Raw genomic sequence first — 26,293 nt, 5'->3', positions numbered from 1 at the left:
CCTACGGACCGGGCTCCGGATACGGCTGATTCGCGCCAGAGTGGCACCCATCGTGCCGCTATTACGGTCGATCCACAGTGCAATGCATATATCTGTCGCTCGAAACGGTGAACTCTGCTACGTGAGAATGCATTTGGTCGGCAGACTGTCGTAACGACGGCGCTTCGGCCGCACCGCTCACCATCGGAGGTTCGAGAAGCCATGGAACAAGTCCCGGCCGTACGGCGGCGCCGGCTCGGCGAGGAGTTGCGCCGGCTGCGCGATCTGGCCGGACTGACCAGCGGGGAGGCGGCCGGCCTGGCCGGCTGGCACCAGTCGAAGGTCAGCCGGATCGAGACCGGCCGCAGCAGCGTGCGCGCCGAGGACGTGACCGTGCTGCTCGATGTGTACGGGGTGCGCGACCGCGATCTGCGGGACCTGCTCGGCACGCTGGCCGGCAAGGGGCACCAGCGCGGGTGGTGGCACGAGTTCCGCGAGGTGCTGCCGGTGGAGTACCGCGACTTCATCAACCTGGAGACGGGCGCGAGCCGGGCCCGTTCGATGGAGAACAGCGTGGTGCCGGGGCTGCTCCAGACCCCGGCCTACGCTCACGCGCTGACCAGGGACGTCATGCCGCATCTGGGCCGGCGCGAGGTCGACGCGCTGGTCGATGTGCGAATAGCCCGGCAGGCGGTGCTGCGTCAGGACCGGCCGCTGGAGCTGTGGGTGGTGCTCGACGAGGCCGTGCTGCGGCGCGGGGTCGGCGGCCCCGAGGTGATGGCCGAACAGTTGCGCTGCCTGGAAGAGGCCGCCCGGCTCCCGCAAATCCGCCTTCAGGTTCTGCCGTTCACGGCGGGCGGGCACATGGGTGTGACGAATTCGTTCATCATCTTCTCATTTCCGCGCATTGCCGATCTGGATGTGGTTGTTGTCGACCATTTGACGAGTAGTGTTTACATCGATCGGAAAGAGGACATCACCGCGTACGGCACCGCGTTCGCCCGATTGCGCGCCCGCGCTCTACCGTGCGAGGAGTCGGCTGCCATGATCGCCGGTATCCGTGCGGAAATGTCGCTTTAGCGCTCCCCGTGTACCCGTCATAAGAACCGCCGCACAAAGGAGGCATCATGACGACGTTGTCCCGTTACCTTTCCTCCAGCGCGACGCTTTCCGGCGTGAGTTGGAGACGCAGCAGCCACAGCACCGCCGCGAACAACTGCGTGGAGACAGCCCGGCTCGGCTCGGGCGAGGTGGCCGTCCGCGACTCCAAGGACCGGCTCGGACCCGCGCTGCTGTTCGCGCCGGACGCCTGGGGTGACTTCGTTCAGGCGCTGGAGGGCGGCGGGCTCGGCTCGGTCTGACCGGACGCGGGCCCGGGTGGACGGGTACGGGCGGGCACGGGCCCGGGTGGATGGCGCCGCTCAGCCGCGCGGCGCCGTCCGTACGATGACGTCGACCGCGGCGGCCACCTGGCGGTCCGTCAGGTCGCAGCGGGCGGTGAGCCGCAGCCGGGACACCCCGTCGGGCACGGACGGGGGCCGGAAGCAGCCGACCGCCAGGCCCTCGTCCCGGCACCGGGCCGCCCAGCCGAAGGCGGCCTCGGGCGAGGGCGCGCGCACCGACACCACGCAGGAGTCGGGCGCGACCGCGTCGAACCCGGCCCCGGTCAGCCGCCGGTGGAAGTCCCGGGCCACCGCGCGGGCCCGGTCGGCCCGCTCGGGCTCGCGGCGCAGCACCCGCAGCGCGGCGAGCGCGGCGGCGGTGGCGGCGGGGGCCAGGCCGGTGTCGAAGATGAAGGTGCGGGCCGCGTTGACCAGGTGCTCGATGACGGCGGCCGGGCCGAGCACCACCCCGCCCTGCGCGCCCATGGCCTTGGACAGGGTCGCGGTGCACACCACGTCGGGCGCCCCGGCGAGCCCGGCGGCGTGCACAGCGCCGCGCCCGCCCTCGCCCAGCACCCCGAAGCCGTGCGCGTCGTCGACGAGCAGCGCGGCGCCGTACTCCCGGCAGGCGGCGGCCAGCCCAGGCAGCGGGGCCGCGTCGCCGTCCACCGAGAAGACCGAGTCGCTGACCACGACGGCCCGCCCGTCGTGCCCGTCCAGCGCCTTGCGCACGGCCTCGGGGTCGGCGTGCCGTACGACCTCGGTACGGGCCCGGGAGAGCCGGCAGCCGTCGATGAGCGAGGCGTGGTTGGCCGCGTCGGAGACCAGCAGGCTGCCGGGGGCGGTGAGCGCGGTGACCGCGGCGAGGTTGGCGGCGTAGCCGGAGGCGAGTACGAGCGCGGCCTCGAAGCCGGTGAAGTCGGCGATCTCGGCTTCGAGTTCGGCGTGCAGTGCGGTGCTGCCGGTGACCAGCCGGGAGCCGGTGGAGCCCGCGCCCCAGCGCAGGCAGGCGTCGGCCCCGGCGCGGGTGACCTCGGGGTGGCGGGTCAGACCGAGGTAGTCGTTGCCCGCCAGGTCGGTCAGCGGCGAGTCGGCGGCGCGCGGCCGCAGTTCGCGCCGCAGCCCCGCCTCGGCCCGGACCCTGGCCTGTTCGGCGATCCACCCGAAGGGGCCGTGCGGCGGCTGCGTGCTGTTCACTGCGGTCCCTGGGGTCGGTCGGCGGATCGGAGTACGTGCAGCAACGTACTGGGCCGGGACCGTGCACGGGGTGTGGTGATGCACACAGCCTGGGGCGCGCGTGTTGTGCGGTCCGCCATTGGCCGGGGGTGTCCTCGTAGGCGAGGATCGGCCGTATGGATCTGCTGACCACTCTGGTGGACAAGGGGCTGCGGCGTGAGCTGCCCACCCGGGACGAGGCGCTTGCCGTGCTGGCGACCTCCGACGACGAACTGCTGGAGGTGGTGGCGGCGGCGGGCCGGGTGCGCCGTCAGTGGTTCGGGCGCAGAGTCAAGCTGAACTACCTGGTCAACCTCAAGTCCGGGCTGTGTCCCGAGGACTGCTCGTACTGCTCGCAGCGGCTCGGCTCCAAGGCCGACATCCTCAAGTACACCTGGCTGAAGCCCGACGAGGCCGCGGCGGCGGCGCGGGCCGGGGTGGCCGGCGGCGCGAAGCGGGTCTGCCTGGTGGCGAGCGGACGCGGCCCGACCGACCGGGACGTGGACCGGGTCTCGAAGACCATCGAGGCGATCAAGGAGCAGAACGAGGACGTCGAGGTGTGCGCCTGCCTCGGGCTGCTCTCCGACGGTCAGGCCGGCCGGCTGCGGGCGGCGGGCGCGGACGCGTACAACCACAACCTCAACACCTCCGAGGGCACGTACGGGGACATCACCACCACGCACACGTACGCCGATCGGGTGGACACCGTGCAGCGGGCGCAGGCGGCGGGGCTGTCGGCGTGCTCCGGGCTGATCGCCGGCATGGGCGAGAGCGACGCGGACCTGGTCGACGTGGTGTTCTCGCTGCGGGAGCTGGACCCGGACTCGGTGCCGGTGAACTTCCTGATCCCGTTCGAGGGGACCCCGCTGGCCGAGGAGTGGAACCTCACCCCGCAGCGGTGCCTGCGCATCCTGGCGATGGTCAGGTTCGTCTGCCCGGACGTGGAGGTACGGCTGGCGGGCGGGCGCGAGGTGCATCTGCGGACGATGCAGCCGCTGGCCCTGCACCTGGTCAACTCGATCTTCCTGGGCGACTACCTGACCAGCGAGGGCCAGGCCGGGCAGGCCGACCTCGACATGATCGCCGACGCGGGCTTCGAGGTGGAGGGCGCGGGGACGACCACGCTGCCCGCGCACCGGGGCGCGGAGGGCGCGGGCGGGTGCGGGACGCACGAGGGCGGGTGCGGGCCGTGCGGTGAGGCGGGCTCAGGTGCGGGCTCGTGCGGGGTTCCGGTGCAGGCCACCTCCGAGCCGGCCGCTGCCGAACACGCCTCTGCCGAGCCGGTGGCCGCCGAGCCGGTGGCCGCTACTGCCCGTACGGGTCTGGTCTCCGTACGGCGGCGCGGCGCGGGCACGGATCTGCCGCCCAATGCCTGAGCCGCTGCCCGCCGGGCTGACCCCCGAGGCGCTGCTCGACCTCGACCGGCGGCACGTCTGGCACCCGTACGGTCCGATGCCCGGCCGCCAGGAACCGCTGGTCGTCGAGTCGGCCGCCGGGGTACGGCTGCGGCTGGCCGCGCCCGCCGAGGGCCACCGCGAACTCGTGGACGGCATGTCCTCCTGGTGGTCGGCGATCCACGGCTACCGGCACCCGGCGCTGGACGAGGCCGTACGCGACCAGTTGTCCCGGATGAGCCATGTGATGTTCGGCGGGCTCACCCACGAGCCCGCGGTACGGCTGGCCGCCCGGCTGGTCGAGATCACCCCGGAGCCGCTGCGGCATGTCTTCCTGGCCGACTCGGGCTCGGTGTCGGTCGAGGTCGCCGTCAAGATGTGCCTGCAGTTCTGGCGTTCGCTCGGCCGCCCGGAGAAGCGCCGGCTGCTGACCTGGCGCGGCGGCTACCACGGGGACACCTGGCAGCCGATGTCCGTGTGCGACCCGGACGGCGGGATGCACGAGCTGTGGGCCGGGGCGCTGCCCCGGCAGGTCTTCGCGGACGCCCCGCCGCCCGGCTTCGACACGCCGCCCGACCCCGCGTACACCGCGCACCTGCGCGAGCTGATCGGGCGTCACGCGCACGAGCTGGCCGCGGTGATCGTGGAGCCGGTGGTGCAGGGCGCGGGCGGGATGGCCTTCCACTCCCCCGGGTATCTGCGGGTGCTGCGGGAGGCGTGCGACGAGCACGACGTGCTGCTGGTCTTCGACGAGATCGCCACCGGGTTCGGGCGCACCGGGCGGCTCTTCGCGGCCGAGCACGCGGGTGTCTGCCCGGATGTGATGTGCCTGGGCAAGGCGCTGACCGGCGGTTATCTCACGATGGCGGCGGCGCTGTGCACGTCGCGGGTGGCGGAGGGCATCTCGCGGGGCGAGGTCCCCGTGCTGGCGCACGGCCCCACCTTCATGGGCAACCCGCTGGCCGCGTCGGTGGCCTGCGCGTCGCTCGACCTGCTGCTCGACCAGGACTGGGCGCTGGAGGTCAAGCGGATCGAGGCGGGCCTGCGGGACGGCCTGGCCGGTGCGGAGTCCCTGCCGGGGGTGCGGGACGTACGGGTGCTGGGGGCGATCGGCGTCGTCCAGCTCGACCACCCGGTCGACATGGCGGCCGCGACGCGGGCGGCGGTCCGGGCGGGGGTGTGGCTGCGGCCGTTCCGGGACCTGGTCTATACGATGCCGCCGTATGTGACGGGGGATGAGGATGTTGCGAGGGTCGCGGCGGGTGTTCTGGCCGCCGCGGCGGCGGGCTGAGGGCCCGCGGGGGCGCGCGGAGCGCGGGCGCGGCGCCGTGGTCGTCCGCACGTCCGTGCGGGGTGCCGTCCCGGCGGGGGTACGCGGCCGTGGGCCAGGCGTACATCCGTGCGGGGTGCGACTCCCGTCACGGGGGCCGCGGCACCGTCGTCGTCCGCACGTCCGTGCGGGGTGCCCTCCCGGCGGGGATACGCGGCTGTGGAGCAGGTGCACATCCATGCGGGGCTCAACGCCCGTCGCCGGGATCGCGGCACCGTCGTCGCCGTCCGCGCGTCCATGCTGGATGCCCTCCCGGCGGGGGTACGCGGCAAGTGGGACGTGCACGTCCGCGCGGGGTGCGACTCCCATCGCGGGGGCCGCGGCACCGTCGTCGTCCGCACGTCCGTGCGGGGTGCCCGTGCCTGGCGGCGCGGGGTCGTTCCCGCCCTCCCCCAAAGCCTCCGTCTGCGGGTCTTCTTGTGGCGGTACAGCGCCGTCGGCGGCTGCCGGGCCCCGGGGGCAGGGGCGTGTGGGGTGATGCCGGCTGCAAGCCTTCCCGTGGGGGTGCGGCGCCCTCGGCGGCCGCGGGCCTCCGGGGGAGAGTGGGCGCGCGGCGAGGGGGATCGTAAGGTCGGGCGGGGGGAGGACGAGGAATGGAGTGGGAACGTGGCCATCGTGGTCATCACCGGGACGGGTACCGAGGTCGGGAAGACCGTGACGACAGCGGCCGTCGCCGCGGCTTCGCTGGCGCAGGGGCTGAGCGTGGCCGTGCTCAAGCCCGCGCAGACCGGCGTGGCCGAGGACGAGCCCGGGGACGCCGCCGAGGTTGCGCGGCTCGCGGGTGAGGTGACGGCGGTCGAACTGGCCCGTTACCCCGAGCCGTTGGCCCCCGCGACCGCGGCCCGCCGCTCCGGCCGGGAGACCATCTCCCCCGGCGAGATCGCGGAGGCGGCGGCGAAACTCGCGGCCGTTCACGACGTCGTGCTCGTCGAGGGCGCGGGCGGCCTGCTGGTCCGTTACGACGAACAGGGCTCGACGCTGGCGGACGTGGCCGCGCTGCTGCACGCCCGGGTGCTGCTGGTCGCTCCCGCCGGGCTCGGCACGCTCAACGCGACCGCGCTCACCGCGGAAGCGCTCAAGTCCCGCCGGCTGAACTGCCTCGGCGTGATCATCGGCAGTTGGCGCGCCGACCCCGACCTGGCCGAACGCTGCAACGTCGTCGACCTCCCCCAGGCCGCGGGCGCCCCGCTCCTGGGCGCGCTCCCCCAGGCGGCCGCCAAGCTGTCACCCGCCGAGTTCCGCGCCGCCGCCCCGGACTGGCTGGCCCCCCAACTCGGCGGCCAATGGGACGCCCTCGCCTTCACCAAGATCTACACCCCGCCTCTCCCCCAACCAACCTACTAGCGCCAGCCGCGGACGGCACCGCACCCCCACGGGAAGGCTTGCAGCCGGCATCACCCCACACGCCCCTGCCCCCGGGGCCCGGCAGCCGCCGACGGCGCAGCATCCCCACAAGAAGACCTTCGGACGGAGTCCGAGTTGCCCGGGAGAGCACAGCGAGATGGGGGTACGTACCCCCAGGCGAAGCTTTGGGGGAGGGCGGGAGCCGCCCCGCGCCGCAAAGCACGGACACCCCGCACGAACGTGCGGACAACGACGACGCCGCGACCCCCACGCCGGGAGTCGCACCCCGCAGGGACGCGCACCTGCTCCACAGCCGCGTAGGCGTTGCCCCGGCCGGTCGGTCCTCGCGGCCCTCCGTGGTCGGGGCAGGGGGCCAAAGTGGTGGGTTCCGGTGACGAAGAAAGTCACCGTGGAGCCGGGGTCGGAAGCGTGCGGTTGCACGGCACGCCGCGTTTCTGGCGTGGGACATCCCCCGCGTATCCCCGCCGGGAGGGCACCCCGCCCGGAGGGCGGCCGCGGTCCGGCGCCAGCCCAGGACTTACCCCCGCGCCGCCGGGCGCGGACCCCGCGCGAACGTGCGGACGACCACGGTGGCGAACCCCCGCGACGGGAGTCACACCCCGCACGGACGCGCACCCGTCCGACCGCCGCGTACACCCGCCGGAAGGGCACCCCGTACGGACGTACGGACGACCACGGTGGCGAACCCCCGCGACGGGAGTCGCACCCCGCACGGACGCGCACCTGCTCCACGGCCGCGTACACCCGCCGGGAGGGCACCCCGCAGGGGCGTGCGGACGACGACGCTGCCCGCGCGCCCGCGCCCGGGAGTCGCACCCCGCGCGGAGGGCGGCGTCTGCGCGGCGCGGAGCCAGATCGCGCACCCGCTGGGCGGCTCCCGGGCCGGAGGGGCTATTTCGTCCAGGCCCGCAGCTCCTCCGCGATGCGGGGGACGTCCGCACGTCCCTCCCGAACCAGCCGGGCCAAATCCCGCACCCGCTCCGGACTCGTCACCACCTTCTGCCCCACGGCGACGAGATACGCGTACGCGACCGCCGTCGCGAACAGCGCGTTCGACCGCTCAAGCGCCGGCACATGCACCAACAATTGCATCAGCGCCGCCGCGCGCTCGTACTCGTCCGCGTAGACCGGCCGCCCGAAGATCTCCGCCCGGTGTCGGCTGACCGCCGCGACGAGTGCGCCCCAGTCCGTCACCTGCGGGTCGCCGGGGGTGTTGTGCTCGGCGACCATCAGCAGCCAGGCGAGGTCGATCCTGAGGGTCAACGCGAACCTTCCGGCCGGTTGTCGAGTTCCTCCTCGAAGACCGCCTCGTACTGCTTCATGAAGTCGGCGGCGGCCTGGACGAACGCCCGGCCGTTCTCCCCCTCGTCCTGCTGGACGAGTTCCTCGATGTACCGGTTCACACTGATGCCGCGCTGCGAAGCGCGTTCCCGCGCCGTCTCGGCGGTGGCTTCGTCCACCCGCACGTTCAACTGGGTCTTCGCCATACACCCACGCTAGCGCCGTGGCGCTAGTAGCGGCAAGGGTGGGTGACGAGGGCCGCGTCCGGATCGCGGAATTCCCTGAGCCAGGCGCCGCGGGGTGGTTGGCTGCCGCGTATGAGTGATCTTCGTATACGGCCCGCGAATCCGTCCGACGCCGCCGCGGTGCTCGCGTTCTGGCAGGTGGCGGCGGAGGGCACGAGCATCAGCGACGACGAGGCGGGGGTGGCCCGGCTGATCGGGCGGGACCCCGAGGCCCTGCTGCTCGCCGAGCGCGACGGCGTCCTGATGGGGTCGGTGATCGCCGGTTTCGACGGGTGGCGCTGTCACCTCTACCGGCTGGCCGTCCACCCGGACGCCCGCCGCCAGGGGGTGGCGCGGGTGCTGCTGGCGGCCGCGGAGGAACGTTTCCTGGCGCTGGGCGGGCGGCGCGGCGACGCGATGGTCCTGGACGCGAACGAGCGGGCACACCACGCGTGGCGCGCGACCGGTTACGTCCGCGAAGAGCGCTGGCGCCGCTGGACAAAGCCGCTGGCCTGACCGGCCCGGCCCCGACCCACCGCCCGCCACGTTCGACGGCCCTCGCGCCGTACGGGCCCGGCCCCGGGACCCTCGGGCCAGCAGCTTTCCGGCCGCCCCGACGCCGTAACGGCCCCTGGCGCCGTGTCCCCCACGCCTGGGCGGATCGTTGCCGAGGGGTGCGCGCCGACTCGCATGCGCCCTACCGCGCCCGGAGTGGCGCCCCGCGCCCGACCCGACCGCCGCGCCCGGGCGGCCCCGGCGCCGTACCGCACTGCGGCCACCGCCGTCCCGCGACCCCACGCCCCGGAGCCCCGCCCCCGCGGGCACGCGGCGCCGCGCCGTGCGGCGGCCGGGTGGCTGGCCGATCATGGGAGCGAGGTGTGCCGATGACCGAAACGCTGCTCCTGGTGGTGGCCGTCCTGCTGACCTTCGCCTGTGGCGTGTTCGTCGCGGCGGAGTTCTCGCTGACCACGATCGAGCGCGGTGAGCTGGAGCGGGCCGCCCGCGACGGTGAGCGCGGCGCCGCCGCGGCCCTGTCCGCCGTACGGAATCTGACCGTGCAGCTGTCCGGCGCGCAGTTGGGCATCACGGCGACCGGGCTGATCATCGGCATGCTGGCCGAGTCGTCCATCGGCAAGCTGCTGCGCGGACCGCTGCGGGCCGCCGGTCTGCCGCGCTCCGGGGCGTCCTCGCTGGGCCTGGTGCTGGGCACGGCGCTGTCGACCCTGGCCCTGATGGTGATCGGCGAGCTCGTCCCGAAGAACTGGGCGATCTCCCGGCCGCTGCGGGTCGCCAAGGCGGTCGCGCCCTCGCAGCGGGTCTTCACCGCCGCCTTCGGGCCGCTGATCCGCCATCTGAACAACACCGCCAACCGGGTGCTGCGCCGTATGGGCCTGGAGCCGGCCGAGGAGCTGGCCTCGGCCCGCGGCCCGCAGGAGCTGGCGGCGCTCGCCCGGCACTCGGCGCGCGAGGGCACGCTGGAGGCGGACACCGCCGAGCTGTTCGTCCGCACCCTGAATCTCGGCGAGCTGACCGCCGAGAACGTGATGACCCCCCGGGTCCGGGTCACCGCGCTGGAGGCCGGGGCGACGGCGGAGGACGTGGCGAGCGTGACCCGGGCCACCGGCCTGTCCCGTTTCCCCGTCTACCGCGACAGCCTGGACGCGGTCATCGGCACCGTCCACATCAAGGACGTACTGGCCGTCCCCGCCGACCGCCGCCCCCGGCTGCCGGTGACCGAGCTGCTGCGCGACCCGCTGCTGGTCCCGGAGTCGCTGACCGTGGACCGGCTGCTCGACCGGCTCTCCGGCGGCCGGACGATGGCGGTGGTGATCGACGAGTACGGCGGTACGGCCGGGGTCGTGACGCTGGAGGACATCGTCGAGGAGGTCGTCGGCGAGGTCCGCGACGAGCACGACCCGCAGGAGCTGCCCGATCTGCTCCTGCTGCGCACCGACCCGAGCGGCCGGCGGATCTACGAGGCCGACGGCGCCACCCGTACCGAGGACCAGTTGGAGCGGATCGGGCTGCACGCGCCGGAGGGGCCGTACGAGACGCTGGCCGGTCTGGTGGCGCACCTCCTGGGCCGTATCCCCGAGCACGGCGACACGCTGGAGCTGGACGGCTGGCGGATCGAGGTCACCGACGCGGAACGGCACCGGGCGGCCCGCGCCCGGCTGATCTCGCCGCCGCGCGGCGACGGGGGCGGGAGGCCGGGCCCGTGACCTTCGTGCAGTTGCTGATCGGCCTGCTCACCCTGATGGTGAACGCCTTCTTCGTCGGCGCGGAGTTCGCGATGATCTCGGTGCGGCGCAGTCAGATCGAACCGGCCGCCGAGTCCGGTGACGGGCGGGCCCGCCATGTGCTGTGGGGTCTGGAGCACATCTCGCCGCTGCTGGCCGCGGCCCAGCTCGGCATCACCGCGTGCACGCTGGTGCTCGGCATCGTCGCGGAGCCGGCCATCGCGCATCTGCTGGAGCCGGTCTTCCACACGGCGCACGCTCCGCAGGGCGCGGTCCATCCGATCTCGTTCGTGATCGCGCTGGTGGTGGCCACCTACCTGCACATGCTGTTCGGCGAGATGGTGCCGAAGAACATCGCGCTGGCCGATCCGCCCCGGGCCGCGCTGCTGCTCGGGCCGCCGCTGGTGGCGCTGACCCGGGCGCTGGGGCCGCTGATCGGCGGGATCAACGCGCTGGCCAACGCGGTGCTGCGGCTGGTGCGGGTGGAGCCGAGGACCGAGGTGGCGGCGGTCTTCTCGGACGACGAGCTGGCCCGGATGGTGGGGGACGCGGCGGCCGCCGGGCTGCTGGACGAGCGGTCGACCGAGCGGCTGCGGGACGCGCTGGAGCTGGGCCGGCGGCCGGTCGGCGAGATCGTGCTGCCCGCCGACCGGGTGGTACGGGCGCGGCTGGGCATCACGGCGGAGGGTCTGGAGGCGCTGAGCGCGCGGTCGGGGTTCTCGCGCTTTCCGGTCGCCGACGACGACGGGCGGGTGCTGGGCTATCTGCACGTCAAGGACGCGCTGGACGCCGAGCCGCGCGACGCGGCCTTTCCGCGGTCCGCGCTGCGGCACATCACGCGGGTCGGCGCGGCCACCCCGCTGGACGACGTGCTCACCGCGATGCGCGCGGGCCGCGCCCATCTGGCGGCGGTGGTGGACGACCAGGGCCTCGGCGTGGGCCTGGTCACCATGGAGGACGTCCTGAAGGAACTGGTCGGCCGCGGCCGCGCGTGACCGCTCCGCGGTGGCACGCCGGGGGCTCGACGCGGCCCCCGCCCCGGCGCGGAACGCGACGCGAGGTCGCCCCCGAGTTCGGCACGCGGGCGCGACGACACGGAGGGACGCACGTCGCGGTCGCGCCGGCCCGGGGTGCGCCGGAGCGGCGCGGGAGGCGCGGGAGGCGCGGGCTCGACGCAGTGCGCGGAGGCGCGCTTGCGTTTTCGTACCGACCAAGCGGTCGCATAGGATCGCCGCGCCATGCAGACGCCTGTCACCTACTCCAGTTACTCCAGCTTCGTCGCCGTCGGCGACTCCTTCACCGAGGGCATGTCCGATCTGCTGCCCGACGGCTCGTACCGGGGGTGGGCGGACCTGCTCGCCGACCGGCTGGCCGCGCTCCCCCGGCCCGACGCGGACGCGTTCCGGTACGCCAACCTCGCCGTGCGCGGCAAGCTGATCCGGCAGATCGCCGACGACCAGGTCGACGCCGCGGCCGCGATGGGCGCGGACCTCGTCACCCTGGTCGGCGGTCTCAACGACATGCTGCGGCCCAAGTGCGACGTGGACGCGGTGTGCGCGCTGGTGGAGAGCGCGGTACGCAGGCTGGCCCCCTCCTGCGGCCAGTTGGTGCTGATGCGCAGCCCGGCCAGGCGCGGCCCGGTCGCCACCCGCTTCCTGCCCCGCATGGAGCACCTGTTCGGCTTCCTCGACGAGTTGGCCCGCGAGCACGGCGCCGTCGTGGTCGATCTGTACGGCGCCGACGTGCTCGGCGACCCGCGTATGTGGGCAGACGACCGGCTGCATCTGACCGCCGAGGGCCACGAGCGGGTGGCCGAGGCGGTGTGGCAGGCGCTCGGGCTGCCCGCCGCGTCCGACTGGACCCGCCCGCTGCCGCCGCCCGTGCTCCCCGGCTGGGCGGCCAGGCGGGGAGCGGATCTGCGCTTCACCCGTCAGCACCTGCTGCCGTGGATCGGCCGCCGGCTGACCGGCCGCTCCTCCGGTGACGGCCGCCTGCCCAAACGCGCGCAGTTGGTACCGTATCCGGGCCCGATCCCCGTGCCGTCGCGGGACGCGGGCGGCATCCCGTCGCAGGACGCGCCCGCGACCCCGTACCCGGCCCCGTCCGAGGGCTGACCATGGACGTACCGCCCCGGCGCGACCAGTAGAATCTCCCCACGTGACAGCCAAGCCGCGTATCCCGAACGTCCTCGCCGGCCGCTACGCCTCCGCGGAGCTAGCCGCCCTCTGGTCCCCCGAGCAGAAGGTGAAGCTGGAGCGCCGGCTGTGGATCGCCGTCCTGCGCGCTCAGCAGGACCTCGGCATCGAGGTGCCCGAGCGGGCGCTCGCCGACTACGAGCGGGTGCTCGACGAGGTCGATCTCGGCTCCATCGCCGAGCGCGAGAAGGTCACGCGGCACGATGTGAAGGCCCGCATCGAGGAGTTCAACGCGCTGGCCGGGCACGAGCAGATCCACAAGGGCATGACGTCCCGCGATGTGACGGAGAACGTCGAGCAGCTCCAGATCCGGCTGTCGCTGGAACTCGTCAGGGACCGTACGGTCGCGGTGCTCGCCCGGCTCGGGCAGCTGTCGGCGCAGTACGCGGAGCTGGTCATGGCGGGCCGCTCGCACAATGTGGCGGCCCAGGCGACCACGCTCGGCAAGCGTTTCGCGACGGGCGCGGACGAGCTGCTGGTGGCCTTCGAGCGCGTCGAGCAGCTGATCGACCGCTACCCGCTGCGCGGCGTCAAGGGCCCGGTCGGCACCTCGCAGGACATGCTCGACCTGCTCGGCGGCGACAGCGACAAGCTCGCCGACCTGGAGCGCCGGATCGCCGACCACCTGGGCTTCTCCCGGGCGTTCACCTCGGTCGGCCAGGTCTACCCGCGCTCGCTGGACTACGACGTGGTGACCGCGCTGGTGCAGCTGGCCGCCGCGCCCTCGTCGCTGGCCAAGACGATCCGGCTGATGGCCGGGCACGAGCTGGTCACCGAGGGCTTCAAGCCGGGCCAGGTCGGCTCCTCGGCGATGCCGCACAAGATGAACACCCGTTCCTGCGAGCGGGTCAACGGCCTGATGGTGATCCTGCGCGGCTACGCCTCGATGACCGGCGAGCTGGCCGGCGACCAGTGGAACGAGGGCGACGTGTCCTGCTCGGTGGTGCGCCGGGTCGCGCTGCCTGACGCGTTCTTCGCGCTGGACGGGCTGCTGGAGACGTTCCTGACGGTGCTGGACGAGTTCGGCGCCTTCCCGGCCGTGGTCGCCCGCGAGCTGGACCGCTACCTGCCGTTCCTGGCCACGACCAAGGTCCTGATGGGCGCGGTCCGGGCGGGCGTCGGCCGGGAGAGCGCGCACGAGGCCATCAAGGAGAACGCGGTGGCGTCCGCGCTGGCGATGCGCGAGCAGGGCACCGAGCGCAACGAGCTGCTGGACCGGCTGGCCGCGGACGACCGCATCCCGCTGGACCGTACGCAGCTCGACGCGCTGATGGCCGACCGGCTGTCGTTCACGGGCGCGGCGGCCGGGCAGGTCGCCGAGGTCGTCCGGCGGGTCGAGGACGTGCTCAAGGCGCACCCGGCGGCCGCCGTGTACCGGCCGGGGGCGATCCTCTGACCCCCGAGGAGCTGACGGCGGCCCGCGACCGGACGCTGGAGGACATCGTCGCCGGCGGGCTGCGGGTGCTCTTCTGCGGGATCAACCCGGGGCTGATGTCGGCCGCGACCGGGCACCACTTCGCCCGGCCGGGCAACAGGTTCTGGCCCGCGCTGCACGCCTCCGGCTTCACTCCGCGCCGCTTCGCGCCCTCCGAGCAGCGCGAGATGCTGACCCTCGGGCTCGGTATCACCAATGTCGCCCCGCGGGCGACCGCGCGCGCCGACGAACTGAGCCGGGACGAGCTGATCGCCGGTGGTCGGAGACTGACCGCCACGGTCGAGACGTACCGGCCGGGGTGGCTGGCGGTGCTGGGCGTGACCGCGTACCGGGTCGCCTTCGCGGAGAAGGACGCGCGGGTCGGCCCGCAGGAGCGGCGCATAGGCGACACCCGGATCTGGGCGCTGCCGAGCCCCAGCGGGCTCAACGCGCACTGGTCGCCGGTCGCGCTGGCCGAGGAGTTCGCCCGGCTGCGGGCAGCGGCCTACGGACTGTCGTAACAGCTCCCTTGGGCCGGGCAGTCGGACCGGGCGGCGTCAGTCCGGCGCGTTGTCGCGGTGGGCCGGCGGACCGGACGCGCCCGGCCGGCCGTACGGCCCCGGTGGTCTTTCCGCGGCAGGCGTCGGGACCGGCGCGGGCTCGGAATTCCGCGGCGCCTCCCGTATACGGTCCGGCACAGGCTCAGGTCCCGGTATCGCCCGCCGATCGGCTGTCGCGAGCACCAGCCGGAAGGGTAACGACGCGCCGCCCTGGCCGACCCCGAGCGCGATCCAGCGCTCGCCGACCCGCCAGCCGTAGACCTCGGGCACGTATCCGCACAGCGCGTCCAGCGGCGGCGGCACCTCGCCGCCCTCGGCGCTCCGTATCAGATACGGCGCCAGGTCCAGCGGCTCCGGGTCGCCCCAGCGGCGGGCGAGCAGTTCGATCAGCGCCTGGCAGGCCGCGCCGAAGTCGTCGGCGCTCTCCGCGCGGCGGCCGATGTCCTCCCCGGTGAAGTCCTCGCCGACCGCCAGGTCCGCCAGGTGGAAGCCCGGGCCGCTGTCCAGGGCAGGCGTGCGGACCGGCCGCGCCGGGAAGTCCAGGGCGCGCAGCCGGTCCACCTCGGCGAGCTGAGCGGCAAGATCCATGTGTCCAGTAAACCTCCGCCCTATGACAATTGGCGGTCCGTCAGACGGCCCTGGTCCGGGCGTCACCCAACCGGTACCGGACGGCACTCGCCGCCGGGCCGTCCGCCGGGTACGATCCGCCACACACAGGCACAGGCTGGAGGGCACATCTTGGGGCGTCTCACCGGCGGGGACCCCTCCCTGCTACGGCGGATCAACTCCGCCGTCGTCCTCCACGCGCTGCGCGGAGCGCAGACCCCGACGCTGACCGAGCTGGTGCACAGCACCGGCCTTTCCCGGCCCACCGTCGAGGGGGTCATCGAGGGGCTGACGGAGTCCGATCTCGTCGTCGAGGTCGCTCCGGAGCCGGGCGACGCCCGCAAGCAGGGCCGTCCCGCCCGCCGGTTCCGCTTCCACGCCGAGGCCGGGCATCTGCTCGGCATCGAGATCGGCGCCCACCAGGTCCGGGTCGTGCTCTCCGACCTCGGCGGCCAGGTGCTGGGCTCGCACGGCCGTAACGTCGACGAGTCCGCCTGCGCGGAGGACCGGCTGGAGCGGGTACGGAGCACGGTCGCGGAGCTGCTGCGCAAGGCCGGGGTGGCCCGCAGCACCCTGTGGGCGGTCGGGGTGGGCAGCCCCGGCATCGTGGAGGCCGGCGGCGAGGTGCGGCTGAGCACGGCGCTGCCGGGCTGGACCGGGCTGCCGCTGGGCGAGCGGCTCCAGCGCTCGTTCCGATGTCCGGTCCTGGTGGAGAACGACGCGAACGTGGCCGCGGTCGCCGAGCACTGGAAGGGCGCCGCGGTCGGCACGGACGACGTGGTGTTCGTGCTCGCCGGTCTGAGCCCGGGGGCCGGTTCACTGATCGGCGGGCGGCTGCACCGCGGTTTCGGCGGCGCGGCGGGCGAGATCGGCGCGCTGCATCTGCTGGGGCGCGAGGTCACCCCGGAGTATCTGCTCTCGACCACCGGCACCCCGCTGCATCCGCTGGACGAGCCCGCCGTGGAGCGGGTGTTCGCGCTGGCGAAGAAGGGCGATGTGCAGGCCAAGGACGCCGTGGAACGCTTCCTGCGCCGCCTGGTGCACGACGTGGCGGCGCTGGTGCTGGCGATCGACCCCGAACTGGTGGTGGTCGGCGGCTGGGCGGCGGGCCTGGACGGCGTACTGGAGCCGCTGCGCTCCGAGCTGGCCCGCTACTGTCTGCGGCCGCCGAAGGTGGTGCTCTCCGCGCTGGGCCAGGAGGCCATCGCGACGGGCGCGCTGCGGCTGGCGCTCGACCATGTCGAGGAGCAGCTGTTCGCGGTCGAGCAGACCTCGCTGGCGCGGCACTGAGCCGGCGCCGCACGACCGGCGCACGTCACAACAGGCCGGGGCACCACCCCACGGCGGGACGCGAACGAACCGGCCCGGCGGCGCCGAACCGCCCCTGGCCCCGCCGCCAGGCGGACGGCCGGCGCACGTCACAACAGGCCGGGCGCCACTCCACGGCGGACCGCGAAACGAACCGGCCCGGTGGCGCCGAACCGCCCCTGGCCCCGCCGCCAGGCGGACAAGCCGCGCCCGGCGGACGGCCGACGCACGTCGGAACCCGCCGGGGCGCCGCCCCACCGACCTGCCACCGCGACAGGACGCGGGACGCCGCACCCGCCGAACGGCCGACCCACGCCAGAGCAGGCCGGGCACCGCCCCACCCGAACCCCGCCGCCACGGCGGGACGCGAAACGAACCGGCCCGGCGGTGCCGAACCGCCCCTGGCCCCGCCGCCAGGCGGACGCCCGACGCACGTCGGAACCCGCGGGGCGACGCCCCGACTACCCGCCACCGCGGCAGGACGCGGGACTGCGCGGCCCCGCGGTGCCGAACCCGTACGCGGCCGGGGCTCATCCGCTCAGATGACCGTACGGACGCCGACGGCCCGGCTCTTCGCGGGGAAGAGGCGGGCCGGTCGGTGGGCGGCGGAGGTCAGGACGCCTGGCGGCGTGCCTCCGGCTGCTGGTGCAGGACTTCCAGGGCGCCGGAGTCGCCGAAGGTGAGCCGGCAGGTGTCGGCGCGGTAGGTGGCGACGGAGGCGGCGGCGACGCGTCCGCCCGCGTAGTAGCGGGTGGTGACGACCAGCACGGGCGCGCCGGGCAGGCGGTCGAGCTGCTTGGCGTCCTCGGCGCGGGCCGAGCCCAGCTCCACGGAACGGTCCTCGCCCTCCAGCGCCAGCTGGTGCAGCTCGAAGAGCACGGCGGACGCGTGCGCGGCGGGCGTCAGCAGCGTGGAAAGACCGGGCACGGAGGCCGACGGCACGTACAGCAGCTCGGTGGCGACCGGCAGGGCGCGCATCACGCGCTCGCGGCGCAGGGTGTGCACGGCGTCGTCGGGGCCGGTGCCGAGCAGCGCGGCGATCGGGGCGGGGGCGACGGCCTCGACGCAGCCGACGGTGTTCCAGGCGTCGTGGCCCGCGCCGGGCCAGACATTGGCCGACGGGCCGACGGCCACGCCCATGCGCGGCGGCGCCACGGTGGTGCCGACGCCGCGGCGGCGCTGCAACCGCCCTTCCAGCTCCAGCTGTTCGAGCGCCTGACGGAGTGTGGCCCGCGCGACGCCGAACCGGGCGGCGAGGTCGCGCTCGTTCGGCAGGATCTCGCCGACCTCGAACTCCGAGTCGAGGGCGTCGATCAGCACGGTCTTCAGGTGCCAGTACTTCGGTTCCTGTACCGCTTCGAGCTGCGTGGTCCCCACCCTGTCCTCGCAATCACCGGGCCGCTCCGGCGTCGGCCGGCTCTGTCGCGGCTATGAAGCCCTGTTGTTCAGCCTTGTTTCCGAACCACTGTTTATTAAAGGTTCTTGCACTACTAGGAAGATAGAGGCGGCCGCCGAACTTGGTCAAGACCAATTCTCGAACCCACCCACGCCTGGCGGAACCGGATACACCGGACGTTCATCCGATGTTGACGCGGCGCTGCGATAGCGTGGGTGATCTCCGCCGGGGTCCTCTCGGGGGCGCTCACCTGGGAAGGAACGGTCCGATGGAGCAGGTCACCGTGATCACGGGCGCAAGCCGCGGTATCGGAGCGGCGGTCGCGGTCCGGCTCGCCGCGGCCGGCCACCGGATCGCCCTGGGGTACGAACGGGCGAAGGACGCGGCCGAGGAGACGGCCGGCAAGGTCCGCGCGGCGGGGGCCGAGTGTCTGGTCCACCAGGTCGACACCAGCGACGAGGCTCAGGTCGACGCGTTCTTCGACGCGGCGAAGGCGAGCCTGGGCCCGATCACCGCCCTGGTGAACAACGCGGGCGTCACCGGCCCCCTCGGCGCCTTCGCCGAGACCCCGGTCGAGGTGATGCGGCGGGTCGTGGACGTCAATGTGATGGGCGCGCTGATCTGCGCGCGCCGGGCCGTGCGGGAGATGTCCACCCGGTACGGGGGCGGGGGCGGCGCGATCGTGAACATCTCCTCGGGCGGCGCGACGCTGGGCAGCCCCGGCGAGTACGTGCACTACGCGGCGAGCAAGGCCGCGGTGGACACCCTGACGCTGGGCCTGTCCAAGGAGTTGGGCCCCGACGGGGTGCGGGTCAACTCGATCCAGCCGGGGATGATCGTCACCGACATCCACGCGACGATGGGCGACCCGGAGCGGCCGTGGCGCACGGCGGGCCGGGTGCCGATGGGGCGGCCGGGGCAGCCGGAGGAGGTCGCGAACGCGGTGGCGTGGCTGCTGTCGGCGGAGGCGTCCTACACGACGGGCGCGGTGCTGCGGGTGGCCGGCGGGCTCTGAGCCAGCGCCCGGGATCTTCAAAGGGCTCGCGTCGCACGGGTGTTGCGCGGTGCGGAAGGGCGACGCGCGCCCTACGTCCGGTGGAGCGCCGCCCACCGTCCGCCGGAGGAGGGGACCGGGCGGACCGGCGGGCGGGCTCCGGCGCCCCGACCGAGACGGGGGCGCCCGGTCGAGGCCGCTGGCCGGGCCGGCGCTGTGCTCCACCGGCCCGTACTGACTGAACTCCCCCCGAGCGGGCGGAGTTCCCGGCCCGTGGATATATCCACGGCGCCGGCGCGGCGCCGGACCTGTGACACATGTGGGCGGGCCGGGTACGGGTGACGGTCGTATCAGCCGACGGAAGCGGGCTGCCGCGCCCCGGGCCGGGAGTCGCGGCGCCGGCCGGCCCTGCCGGCGCCCAGGGCGACACCCGCGGCGACGAGGGCAGCGCCGGCGAGTTGGCCCGTGCCGAGCGTGCCCACGGAGACCAGCGGCGCGGTGAGCGCGGTGGAGACCGGGATGAGGCCGGAGAAGAGGGTCGCGCGTTCCGTACCGAGGCGTTGCAGGCCCGCGTACCAGCAGACGAAGCCGATCACCGTGGCGACCACCGCCTGCCAGCCCAGCGCCAGCGCCTCGTGACCGGTGGGCGTGCGTACGCCGTCCGTGGCGGCCGCCAGCGCCCCCGCCTCGATCGCGGCGAGCCCGCAGACGCACGCGGACAGCAGCGGCGGGCCCAGCGGCCGTACGAGCGGCGCGGCCAGCAGCGCGAAGCCGACCTCGCCGGCCAGGGCCGCCACCGACCAGCACAGGCCCGGGACGTCCGTACCGCCCCAGCCCTGTACGACGAAGGCGCCGCACGCGACGAGCACCGCTCCGGCGCTGACCGCCAGGGCCGGGCGGCGGCCGGCGGCGAGCGGGACCAGCACGGCCACGACGACCGGCGCGCAGCCGACCAGCACCCCGGGCACGGCGGGTTCGGCGGTGCGTTCCGCCGCGAGCACGGCCAGGTTGAAGCCCACCATGCCGACCGCCGCGACGGCCGCCGCCAGCGCCCACTGCCGGGCGGTGAGCGCGCGCAGCCGCCGTACCGCGTCGCGGCGGGCGGGCACGAGCAGCAGCAGGCACGCGGCGCCGTACCGCAGCGCCTGGCCGCCCGCGTGCGGGTAGTGGACGAGCGCGCCGCCCGCCGTGAAGGACGCGCCGACCAGGACGCAGGCGAGGGCGGCGAGCAGGACGCCGCTGCGGTGGGAGGGATTCATGAGGAGGACGCTACGGACGCAAGCGGTCTGGTTTAAGGTCCATTTCCATGGGAGTTATGAGAACCAATTCGACCGGGGACGGCGACGGTCCGGGTTCCGGGGCGGGTCCCCGGTTAGCGGGCGGCGGCAGGCGCGGGGCCTCGGGGGACGGCGCCGGGAGCGGCACGGGCAGCGGGTCCGGCAGCGGCAGGGGGGACGGCTGGACCGCCGCCTGGGAGTTGCTGCTGCCGTCCGCCGCCGCGCCCGCGCGGGGCCGGGGCCGGGTGCTCCAGACGGCGTTGCGCGACGCGGTGCGCTCCGGGCGGCTCGCCCCCGGCACCCGGCTGCCGCCCAGCCGTGAACTCGCCGCGGACCTCGGTGTCTCGCGCGGCCTGGTCACGGACGCGTACGCGCAGCTCACCGCCGAGGGGTATCTGACCGGCCGTCAGGGCTCCGGTACGTGGGTCGCCGAGGCCGCCGCCGCTCCCGTGGCGCAGAGCGCGACGCGCTTCGCCGAGGACGACCGGGGCGGCCCCATGGACTTCCGCCCGGGCCTGCCGGACCTCTCGCTCTTCCCGCGCACCACCTGGTCGGCCACTCACCGGCGGGTGATCGCCCGGCTGCCGAACCGGGCCTTCGGCTACCCCGATCCGCGCGGGCTGCCCGCGCTGCGCGAGGCGCTGGCCGAACTCCTGGCCCGGCGGCGGGGCGTGGCCGCCGATCCGGACCAGGTGATGGTCACCTCGGGCGTCGCGCAGGCGCACACGCTGCTCGGGCTCGTCCTGCACGGGCGCGGCGAGCGGATGACGGCGATCGAGGACCCGGGCAGCCCCGAGCACCGAGGTCTGCTGGCGGCGACCGGTCTGACGGCCGTACCCGTGCCGGTGGACGCCGAGGGGCTGCGGGTCGAGGCGCTGGCCGCGACGGGCGTACGGTCGGCGGTCGTGACGCCCTGCCACCAGTTCCCCTCCGGGGTGGCGTACTCGGCGGGCCGCCGCGCTGGTCTGACCGAGTGGGCGCGGTCGGTGGACGGCCTGGTGATCGAGGACGACTACGACGGCGACTTCCGTTACGACCGCGCGCCGGTGGGGGCGCTCCAGGGACTGGCGCCCGGGCATGTCGCGTACACGGGGTCGGCGAGCAAGTCCCTGGCGCCGGGGCTGCGGCTGGGCTGGCTGGTGGCCCCGCCGGACATCGTGGCGGAGGCGGCCGTCCGCAAGCGGACGATGGACCTCGGCAATCCCGTCACCGAGCAGGCCGTGCTCGGTGACTTCATCACCGCCGGGCACTACGACCGGCATCTGCGGCGCTGTCAGCGGCTGTACCGGGCGCGGCGGGACGCGCTCGTGGCCGCGCTGGCCGAGTGCTTTCCGGGGGCGGAGGTGAGCGGGATCGCGGCGGGGCTGCACGCGATCGTCACGTTGCCTCGGCGGTACGGGCCGCAGGGGCGGTTTCTCGCGGCGGCGCGGGTGGCGGGGGTGGCGTTGCGCCCGCTGTCCGACTACCGCGTCGCGGCTGCGCCGGGGCCGAGGCCGACGGCGCCGCAGCCGGACGACGCCGACGACGCCCCGGACGTCAGGCTCGTCGTGGGCTACGCCCACCTCTCCCCGGAGGCCATCACCCAGGCCGTCCGCCGCCTGGCCTCTCCCCCACGCCGGTAACACCGCCCCGGGCCCGGCCGGGCACTCACACGGCGGCCGGGCCCAGCGGCAGGCGCCGCGTCGCCGCCCGACGAGGCGCCTGCCGCGCCGGCTGCCGGACGGCCCGCGAGCCAGGCACCCGTGTCGGCGGCCACGCGGGCCCTGCGGGCCGGGGACCCGGGCCAGGGAGCCAAAGACACCGCCCCCGGGCCCGGGACCCGGGGCAGGTGTCGCCTCGCCGCCCGACGTGCGGGCGCACGGGCCCGGGGCCGAGGAGTCGAAGACGTCGCGGACCTTACCCACGGACGAGCCGATCCGCCTCGCCCGGCAACCGCCTCCCCGCGCGCGGGCTCCCCCCGGGGGCCACGCGGGCCCTGCGGACAAACCGCGACTCCCGTCCGGCGACCTGGGAGCCCGTACGGGCAACCGCGCCGACCCGGCCGGGCCAAGCGGGCCCGACCCCGGGCGTCGCATCGCGGCCGAAGGGCAGGAACGGGCCCCGTGGTCGGGGGGCCGAAGACGTCGCGGACCTCAGCCGCGGACGAGCCGGTCCGCCTCGCCCGGCAATCGCCTCCCCACGCGCTCCCCCGGACTGCCCCAGCCGAAACCCGCGCCCTGGGGGGCACGCGGGCCCTGCGGGCCAAGCCGCGACACCCGCCCGGCAACCGTGTCAGCCCGGCTGCGCGGGCCACCGCGCTACCCCTCCCGCAGACCAGGCGTGGTCGGCACGGGTCCGGGGCCGGGCCCCAGGCGCGCGTCACCGTCCGAAGGACGGGAGCGGGCCGAGCCACGACTCCCGTCCGGCGTCCTGTCCGGCGACCCGGGAGCCCCGGCGGGCAACCGCGCCGGCCCGACCGGGCGGGGCCACCGCGCTATCGCTCCCGCAGGCCGAGCGGGGCCGGCACAGGGGTCTGGGGCGCTGCCCCAGGTGTCGCGTCGCCACCCGGGCGCGGGACCGGGGGCCGGGGCCGGGAGTGGCGGCGCGGCGGCGCCCGAGGGGCGGGGCGGGAGGGGACGGGTGGGACATTTACTCCGCGGTCACGGCGCGTTCGCGGTCGCGCAACACGCGTTCGGCATGGTGGATGTATGACTCATCCGACCTCCGCCCGCGCCCGTGAAGCGGCCCGCGCCCAGCGTCCGGGCCGCGGCCATGACCACCGCCCCGCCGCCGCACGGCACCCGCACTGGGGCCGCGCCCTCGTGGAAGTGGCCGCGCTGTTCACGGCGATGGCCGCCGCCGACTTACTGGCCGACCTGGTGAAGCACGGCCCCGACGGCCGCGCCCTGCTGATCGCCTCCGCCGTCAGTCTGCTCGCGGCGGCCGGGTGCCACGCGTGGTGGGCCCGCCGCCAGGGCCACGGCCACGCACCGCCTCCCCCGCCGTCCCCGACACCCGCCGCTTCCGCCGCGCCCGAGCAGGGCCACGCGGAAGACGTGGAGCCCGCGGAACCCGCCCTGTGGCGCCTGCGGACGACCGTACGGGACACCCCCGGCAGCCTGGGCTCGGTGTGCACGGCCCTCGCGCGCAGCCGGGTCGACATCATCACGCTCCAGACGCACCCGCTGGCCGAGGGCACCGTGGACGAGTTCCTGCTGCGGGCCCCGGCCGCGCTGACCGCCGCGGCCCTGTCGCTCACCGTCGCCGACGCGGGCGGCACCGACACCTGGCTGGAACGGGCCGACGCCCACGACCTCGTGGACACCCCCACCCGTATGCTCACGCTCGCCACCCGTACGGCCCTCGACCCCGCCGAACTGCCGCTCGCGCTGCGTCAGTTGTTCGGCCGCTGCACGATCGGCTCGGTCCCCGCCTCCGCCGACGACGCCTCCGTCACGGACGCCGGCGACCCGGCCGACCCCCCGACCCTGATGCGGCTGCGCGACCCGTCCGGCGGCACGATCACCGTACGACGTGACCATCTGCCGTTCACGCCCACCGAGTTCGCCCGGGCCCGCGCCCTGGTGGAGCTCGACGCGCGGCTGGGCGCGCGCATCCCGGACCGGGCAGACGTGCTGACCCTGCCCGAGGGCAACGAGATCACCGTGCGCCGCGCGGGCCCGAAGGACCGGACCGCCGCGCTGGCCATGCACGCGCGCTGCTCCCCCACCACGCTCGCCCGGCGCTACCACGGCCCGGTCGGCGACGCCGACAGCTATCTGACGCATCTGCTCGGCCCGCGCTTCGGCCGGTCGCTGGCCGTCGAGACCGCCTCGGGACGGCTGGTCGCGCTCGGCCACCTGCTGTGGGACGGCGACGAGAACGAGGTCGCGCTGCTCGTGGAGGACGAGTGGCAGCGCCGCGGGATCGGCGCGGCGCTGCTGCGCGGACTCGTCGAACTCGCCGTGGAGGCGGGCCGGGAGAGCGTGTACGCGGTCACGCGGTCGACCAACACCGGAATGGTGGCGACCATGCGCGAACTCGGCCTTCCGCTGGACTACCAGGTCGAGGACGGCACCTTGGTGATCACCGCGACCCTGCCCGCGGCGGACACCCGCCGTACGGCCACCGCGGCCCTCCCCTGGCTCACCGCTCACCGCCCCTGATTCGCACCCTGGGCAACGAAACAGCCGGCGAAACGGCTCACGACGCGGCGCGGGTCGGCGGTCGGCCGCGCGGCCGGCTCGGCGGCGGTCGCGGGCGCCGGCTGCCTTCCGGCCGGCTGAGGCACGTCCCCGTGTGTCGCGGGTCACCGCCCGGGTCTACGCGCGATGTGGCCGTCGGCCGACGCGTGAGTAACCGGGAAATCTATGGTGGTGACGCCAGGCGCTCCGACGTACCAGGATGGTCGTATGTCCAACATCACCAGCAGCCAGTTGCCCCGTCAGGTCGCCGACGCGCATGTCGACGGTCTCCTCGAACTCGACCCGATCTTCGGTACGTACCTCGGAGCGCCCGGGAGCGGCCGACGGCTGCCGGACTTCTCGCCGGCCGGCGCCGACGCCCTGGCCGACCTGGCGCGGACCACCCTGGACCGGCTGACCGAGGCCGAGGCGCTCCCGGGGGCCGAGAGCGACGCCGAGCGGCGCTGCGCCCGGCTGCTGCGCGAGCGGCTGACCGCCGAACTCGCCGTGCACACCGCCGACGAGCACCTGCGGGCGCTGAGCAACCTCGACTCGCCCGCGCACCGCATCCGCGAGGCGTTCACCCTGATGCCCGTGGAGACCTCCGAGGACTTCTCGGACCTCGCCGCCCGGCTGCGGGCCGTGCCCGCCGCGCTCGACGGCTTCCGCGCGTCGCTGGCCGAGGGCCTGGCCCGTGACCTGCCGGCCGGTCCGCGCCAGGTGGAGACGGTGGTCGGGCAGTTCACCGAGTGGGTCGGGGAGAACGGGGACGGCAGCTGGTTCTCCGGTCTGGTCGCGGGCGGGCCGCAGGAGCTGCGGGCCGAGCTGGACGCGGCCGCCGCCGAGGCCACCGCCGCGTACACCGCGCTGCGGGACTGGCTGCGCGACACGTACGCGCCGGCCGTCGCGGGCGCCGCCGACACGGTGGGCCGCGAGCGGTACGCCCGCTGGACCCGGCTGTGGAACGGCACGGATCTCGACCTGGACGAGGCGTACGCGTACGGCTGGTCGGAGTACCACCGGCTGCACGCCGAGATGGTGGCCGAGGCGGGGAAGATCCTGCCCGACGCGACCCCCTGGGAAGTCCTCAAGTACCTGGAGGAGCACGGCCAGGCGGTGGAGGGCGAGGAGGCCGTACGCGACTGGCTCCAGGCCCTCATGGACGAGGCGATCGGCGCGCTCGACGGCACGCACTTCGAACTCGCGGAGCGGGTCAAGCGCGTGGAGTCCCGGATCGCCCCGCCCGGCGGCGCGGCGGCCCCGTACTACACGGCGCCGTCCGAGGACTTCAGCCGTCCGGGCCGCACCTGGCTGCCGACGATGGGCAAGACCCGCTTCCCGATCTACGACCTGGTCTCCACCTGGTACCACGAGGGTGTGCCGGGCCATCACCTCCAGCTCGCGCAGTGGGCGCATGTCGCCGACACCCTTTCGCGCTACCAGGCGACGGCGGGGCTGGTCAGCGCCAACGCGGAGGGCTGGGCGCTGTACGCCGAACGGCTGATGGACGAGCTCGGCTTCCTCACCGACCCCGAGCGGCGGCTGGGTTATCTCGACGCGCAGATGATGCGGGCCAACCGGGTCATCGTGGACATCGGCATGCACCTGGAGCTGGAGATCCCGGCGGACTCGCCCTTCCACCCGGGTGAGCGGTGGACGCCGGAGCTGGCCCGCGAGTTCTTCGGCATGCACAGCGGGCGGCCCGCGGACTTCGTGGACAGCGAGCTGATCCGCTACCTCGGGATGCCGGGGCAGGCCATCGGCTACAAGCTCGGCGAGCGCGCGTGGCTCACCGGGCGCGCGGCGGCCCGCGCGGCCCACGGCGACGCGTTCGACCTGAAGGCGTGGCACATGGCCGCGCTGTCCCAGGGCTCGCTGGGCCTGGACGACCTGGTCGCGGAGATCTCGGCGCTCTAGCCCGCCGGCGGGGTAAGGGTTCGCGGCGAGGGCGCCCCCGGCCGCGCGCGAGC

The 26,293-nt window shown here is 74.8% G+C and carries 22 protein-coding genes; 16 read left to right on the top strand and 6 right to left on the bottom strand.

From position 1 onward, the window contains the following. The first annotated feature begins 201 nt into the window (after positions 1-201). Both OHA30_RS33215 and OHA30_RS33210 read left to right on the top strand, forming a co-directional pair. Entirely contained in the window at positions 202-1,059 is an 858-nt protein-coding gene (locus OHA30_RS33215; protein ID WP_328917567.1) for a helix-turn-helix domain-containing protein, read from the top strand. 47 nt (positions 1,060-1,106) lie between these two features. Continuing rightward, a complete protein-coding gene (locus tag OHA30_RS33210) occupies positions 1,107-1,340 on the top strand; it encodes a DUF397 domain-containing protein (protein WP_328917566.1) in 234 nt (77 codons plus the stop codon). Positions 1,341-1,400: 60 nt separating this feature from the next. Here the strand turns inward: OHA30_RS33210 and OHA30_RS33205 are convergent, their stop codons facing one another. After that, positions 1,401-2,558, bottom strand: a complete 1,158-nt coding sequence (locus OHA30_RS33205; RefSeq protein WP_328917565.1) for an 8-amino-7-oxononanoate synthase — start codon at positions 2,556-2,558, stop codon at positions 1,401-1,403. 155 nt (positions 2,559-2,713) lie between these two features. Here OHA30_RS33205 and bioB point away from each other — a divergent pair, with 155 nt between their 5' ends. From bioB to bioD, 3 genes are all read left to right on the top strand, one after another. Beyond that, a complete protein-coding gene (gene bioB / locus OHA30_RS33200; RefSeq protein ID WP_328917564.1) occupies positions 2,714-3,952 on the top strand; it encodes a biotin synthase BioB in 1,239 nt (412 codons plus the stop codon). After that, entirely contained in the window at positions 3,945-5,261 is a 1,317-nt protein-coding gene (locus tag OHA30_RS33195) for an adenosylmethionine--8-amino-7-oxononanoate transaminase (protein ID WP_328917563.1), read from the top strand. The genes bioB and OHA30_RS33195 overlap by 8 nt, the downstream gene beginning before the upstream one ends. A 645-nt stretch (positions 5,262-5,906) precedes the next feature. Continuing rightward, positions 5,907-6,644 carry a dethiobiotin synthase gene (gene bioD, locus OHA30_RS33190; RefSeq protein WP_328917562.1) on the top strand — a complete coding sequence of 246 codons (738 nt, stop codon included), beginning with the start codon at positions 5,907-5,909 and terminating at the stop codon, positions 6,642-6,644. 912 nt (positions 6,645-7,556) lie between these two features. Here the strand turns inward: bioD and OHA30_RS33185 are convergent. Further along, positions 7,557-7,928, bottom strand: a complete 372-nt coding sequence (locus OHA30_RS33185) for a fic family toxin-antitoxin system, toxin component (RefSeq protein WP_328917561.1) — start codon at positions 7,926-7,928, stop codon at positions 7,557-7,559. Next, a complete protein-coding gene (locus OHA30_RS33180; RefSeq protein ID WP_328917560.1) occupies positions 7,925-8,152 on the bottom strand; it encodes a DUF6364 family protein in 228 nt (75 codons plus the stop codon). Before OHA30_RS33180 ends, OHA30_RS33185 begins: the two co-directional genes overlap by 4 nt. Before the next feature lie 111 nt (positions 8,153-8,263). On the opposite strand from OHA30_RS33180, the gene OHA30_RS33175 reads away from it, so the two are divergent. From OHA30_RS33175 to mug, 6 genes are all read left to right on the top strand, one after another. Then, positions 8,264-8,686 carry a GNAT family N-acetyltransferase gene (locus tag OHA30_RS33175; protein WP_328917559.1) on the top strand — a complete coding sequence of 141 codons (423 nt, stop codon included), beginning with the start codon at positions 8,264-8,266 and terminating at the stop codon, positions 8,684-8,686. Between the two features lie 368 nt (positions 8,687-9,054). Next, positions 9,055-10,392 carry a hemolysin family protein gene (locus OHA30_RS33170; RefSeq protein ID WP_328917558.1) on the top strand — a complete coding sequence of 446 codons (1,338 nt, stop codon included), beginning with the start codon at positions 9,055-9,057 and terminating at the stop codon, positions 10,390-10,392. Then, positions 10,389-11,405 carry a hemolysin family protein gene (locus tag OHA30_RS33165; protein ID WP_328917557.1) on the top strand — a complete coding sequence of 339 codons (1,017 nt, stop codon included), beginning with the start codon at positions 10,389-10,391 and terminating at the stop codon, positions 11,403-11,405. Before OHA30_RS33170 ends, OHA30_RS33165 begins: the two co-directional genes overlap by 4 nt. A gap of 243 nt (positions 11,406-11,648) precedes the next feature. Continuing rightward, on the top strand, positions 11,649-12,524 hold the full coding sequence (locus tag OHA30_RS33160) for an SGNH/GDSL hydrolase family protein (RefSeq protein WP_328917556.1): 876 nt from the start codon (positions 11,649-11,651) through the stop codon (positions 12,522-12,524). A gap of 43 nt (positions 12,525-12,567) precedes the next feature. Continuing rightward, positions 12,568-14,001, top strand: a complete 1,434-nt coding sequence (gene purB / locus OHA30_RS33155; protein WP_328917555.1) for an adenylosuccinate lyase — start codon at positions 12,568-12,570, stop codon at positions 13,999-14,001. Then, positions 13,998-14,540 (top strand): G/U mismatch-specific DNA glycosylase, encoded by a 543-nt coding sequence (mug, locus tag OHA30_RS33150; RefSeq protein WP_328918097.1) that lies wholly within the window; start codon positions 13,998-14,000, stop codon positions 14,538-14,540. The genes purB and mug overlap by 4 nt, the downstream gene beginning before the upstream one ends. Positions 14,541-14,576: 36 nt before the next feature. Here mug and OHA30_RS33145 read toward each other — a convergent pair whose 3' ends face one another. Further along, complete coding sequence (locus OHA30_RS33145; protein ID WP_328917554.1) at positions 14,577-15,167, bottom strand: hypothetical protein; 591 nt, start codon at positions 15,165-15,167, stop codon at positions 14,577-14,579. 150 nt (positions 15,168-15,317) lie between these two features. Between OHA30_RS33145 and OHA30_RS33140 the strand changes: the two genes are divergently transcribed. Continuing rightward, positions 15,318-16,475, top strand: coding sequence for an ROK family protein (locus tag OHA30_RS33140; protein ID WP_328917553.1), 1,158 nt, complete (start codon positions 15,318-15,320; stop codon positions 16,473-16,475). Between the two features lie 630 nt (positions 16,476-17,105). On the opposite strand, the gene OHA30_RS33135 is transcribed toward OHA30_RS33140, so the two are convergent. After that, positions 17,106-17,870, bottom strand: a complete 765-nt coding sequence (locus tag OHA30_RS33135) for a GntR family transcriptional regulator (protein ID WP_328917552.1) — start codon at positions 17,868-17,870, stop codon at positions 17,106-17,108. A gap of 287 nt (positions 17,871-18,157) precedes the next feature. Here OHA30_RS33135 and OHA30_RS33130 point away from each other — a divergent pair, with 287 nt between their 5' ends. Continuing rightward, entirely contained in the window at positions 18,158-18,904 is a 747-nt protein-coding gene (locus tag OHA30_RS33130; RefSeq protein WP_328917551.1) for an SDR family oxidoreductase, read from the top strand. Between the two features lie 329 nt (positions 18,905-19,233). Here OHA30_RS33130 and OHA30_RS33125 read toward each other — a convergent pair whose 3' ends face one another. Further along, positions 19,234-20,142: a DMT family transporter gene (locus OHA30_RS33125; protein ID WP_328917550.1), complete on the bottom strand. Its 909-nt coding sequence runs from the start codon at positions 20,140-20,142 to the stop codon at positions 19,234-19,236. A 218-nt stretch (positions 20,143-20,360) separates the two neighbouring features. On the opposite strand from OHA30_RS33125, the gene pdxR reads away from it, so the two are divergent. The 3 genes from pdxR to OHA30_RS33110 all read left to right on the top strand — a co-directional run bounded on the left by pdxR (position 20,361) and on the right by OHA30_RS33110 (position 26,240). Next, on the top strand, positions 20,361-21,782 hold the full coding sequence (gene pdxR, locus OHA30_RS33120) for a MocR-like pyridoxine biosynthesis transcription factor PdxR (RefSeq protein ID WP_328917549.1): 1,422 nt from the start codon (positions 20,361-20,363) through the stop codon (positions 21,780-21,782). 1,065 nt (positions 21,783-22,847) lie between these two features. Beyond that, a complete protein-coding gene (locus tag OHA30_RS33115; RefSeq protein ID WP_405784866.1) occupies positions 22,848-24,305 on the top strand; it encodes a GNAT family N-acetyltransferase in 1,458 nt (485 codons plus the stop codon). 246 nt (positions 24,306-24,551) lie between these two features. Beyond that, positions 24,552-26,240, top strand: a complete 1,689-nt coding sequence (locus OHA30_RS33110) for a DUF885 domain-containing protein (protein ID WP_328917548.1) — start codon at positions 24,552-24,554, stop codon at positions 26,238-26,240. Positions 26,241-26,293: the final 53 nt, after the last annotated feature.

This window comes from Streptomyces sp. NBC_00223 (assembly GCF_036199905.1).
Classification (GTDB): domain Bacteria; phylum Actinomycetota; class Actinomycetes; order Streptomycetales; family Streptomycetaceae; genus Actinacidiphila.
This window is presented reverse-complemented; position numbering and strand designations above follow the sequence as displayed.

Excerpts from the sequence above, each read along its gene's own strand:
- OHA30_RS33215 (WP_328917567.1), top strand. The coding sequence starts at position 202 with ATGGAACAAGTCCCGGCCGTACGGCGGCGCCGGCTCGGCGAGGAGTTG.
- OHA30_RS33210 (WP_328917566.1), top strand. The coding sequence starts at position 1,107 with ATGACGACGTTGTCCCGTTACCTTTCCTCCAGCGCGACGCTTTCCGGC.
- bioB (WP_328917564.1), top strand. The coding sequence starts at position 2,714 with ATGGATCTGCTGACCACTCTGGTGGACAAGGGGCTGCGGCGTGAGCTG.
- OHA30_RS33195 (WP_328917563.1), top strand. The coding sequence starts at position 3,945 with ATGCCTGAGCCGCTGCCCGCCGGGCTGACCCCCGAGGCGCTGCTCGAC.
- OHA30_RS33180 (WP_328917560.1), bottom strand. The coding sequence starts at position 8,152 with ATGGCGAAGACCCAGTTGAACGTGCGGGTGGACGAAGCCACCGCCGAG.
- OHA30_RS33175 (WP_328917559.1), top strand. The coding sequence starts at position 8,264 with ATGAGTGATCTTCGTATACGGCCCGCGAATCCGTCCGACGCCGCCGCG.
- OHA30_RS33170 (WP_328917558.1), top strand. The coding sequence starts at position 9,055 with ATGACCGAAACGCTGCTCCTGGTGGTGGCCGTCCTGCTGACCTTCGCC.
- OHA30_RS33160 (WP_328917556.1), top strand. The coding sequence starts at position 11,649 with ATGCAGACGCCTGTCACCTACTCCAGTTACTCCAGCTTCGTCGCCGTC.
- OHA30_RS33145 (WP_328917554.1), bottom strand. The coding sequence starts at position 15,167 with ATGGATCTTGCCGCTCAGCTCGCCGAGGTGGACCGGCTGCGCGCCCTG.
- OHA30_RS33130 (WP_328917551.1), top strand. The coding sequence starts at position 18,158 with ATGGAGCAGGTCACCGTGATCACGGGCGCAAGCCGCGGTATCGGAGCG.
- OHA30_RS33125 (WP_328917550.1), bottom strand. The coding sequence starts at position 20,142 with ATGAATCCCTCCCACCGCAGCGGCGTCCTGCTCGCCGCCCTCGCCTGC.
- OHA30_RS33115 (WP_405784866.1), top strand. The coding sequence starts at position 22,848 with ATGACTCATCCGACCTCCGCCCGCGCCCGTGAAGCGGCCCGCGCCCAG.
- OHA30_RS33110 (WP_328917548.1), top strand. The coding sequence starts at position 24,552 with ATGTCCAACATCACCAGCAGCCAGTTGCCCCGTCAGGTCGCCGACGCG.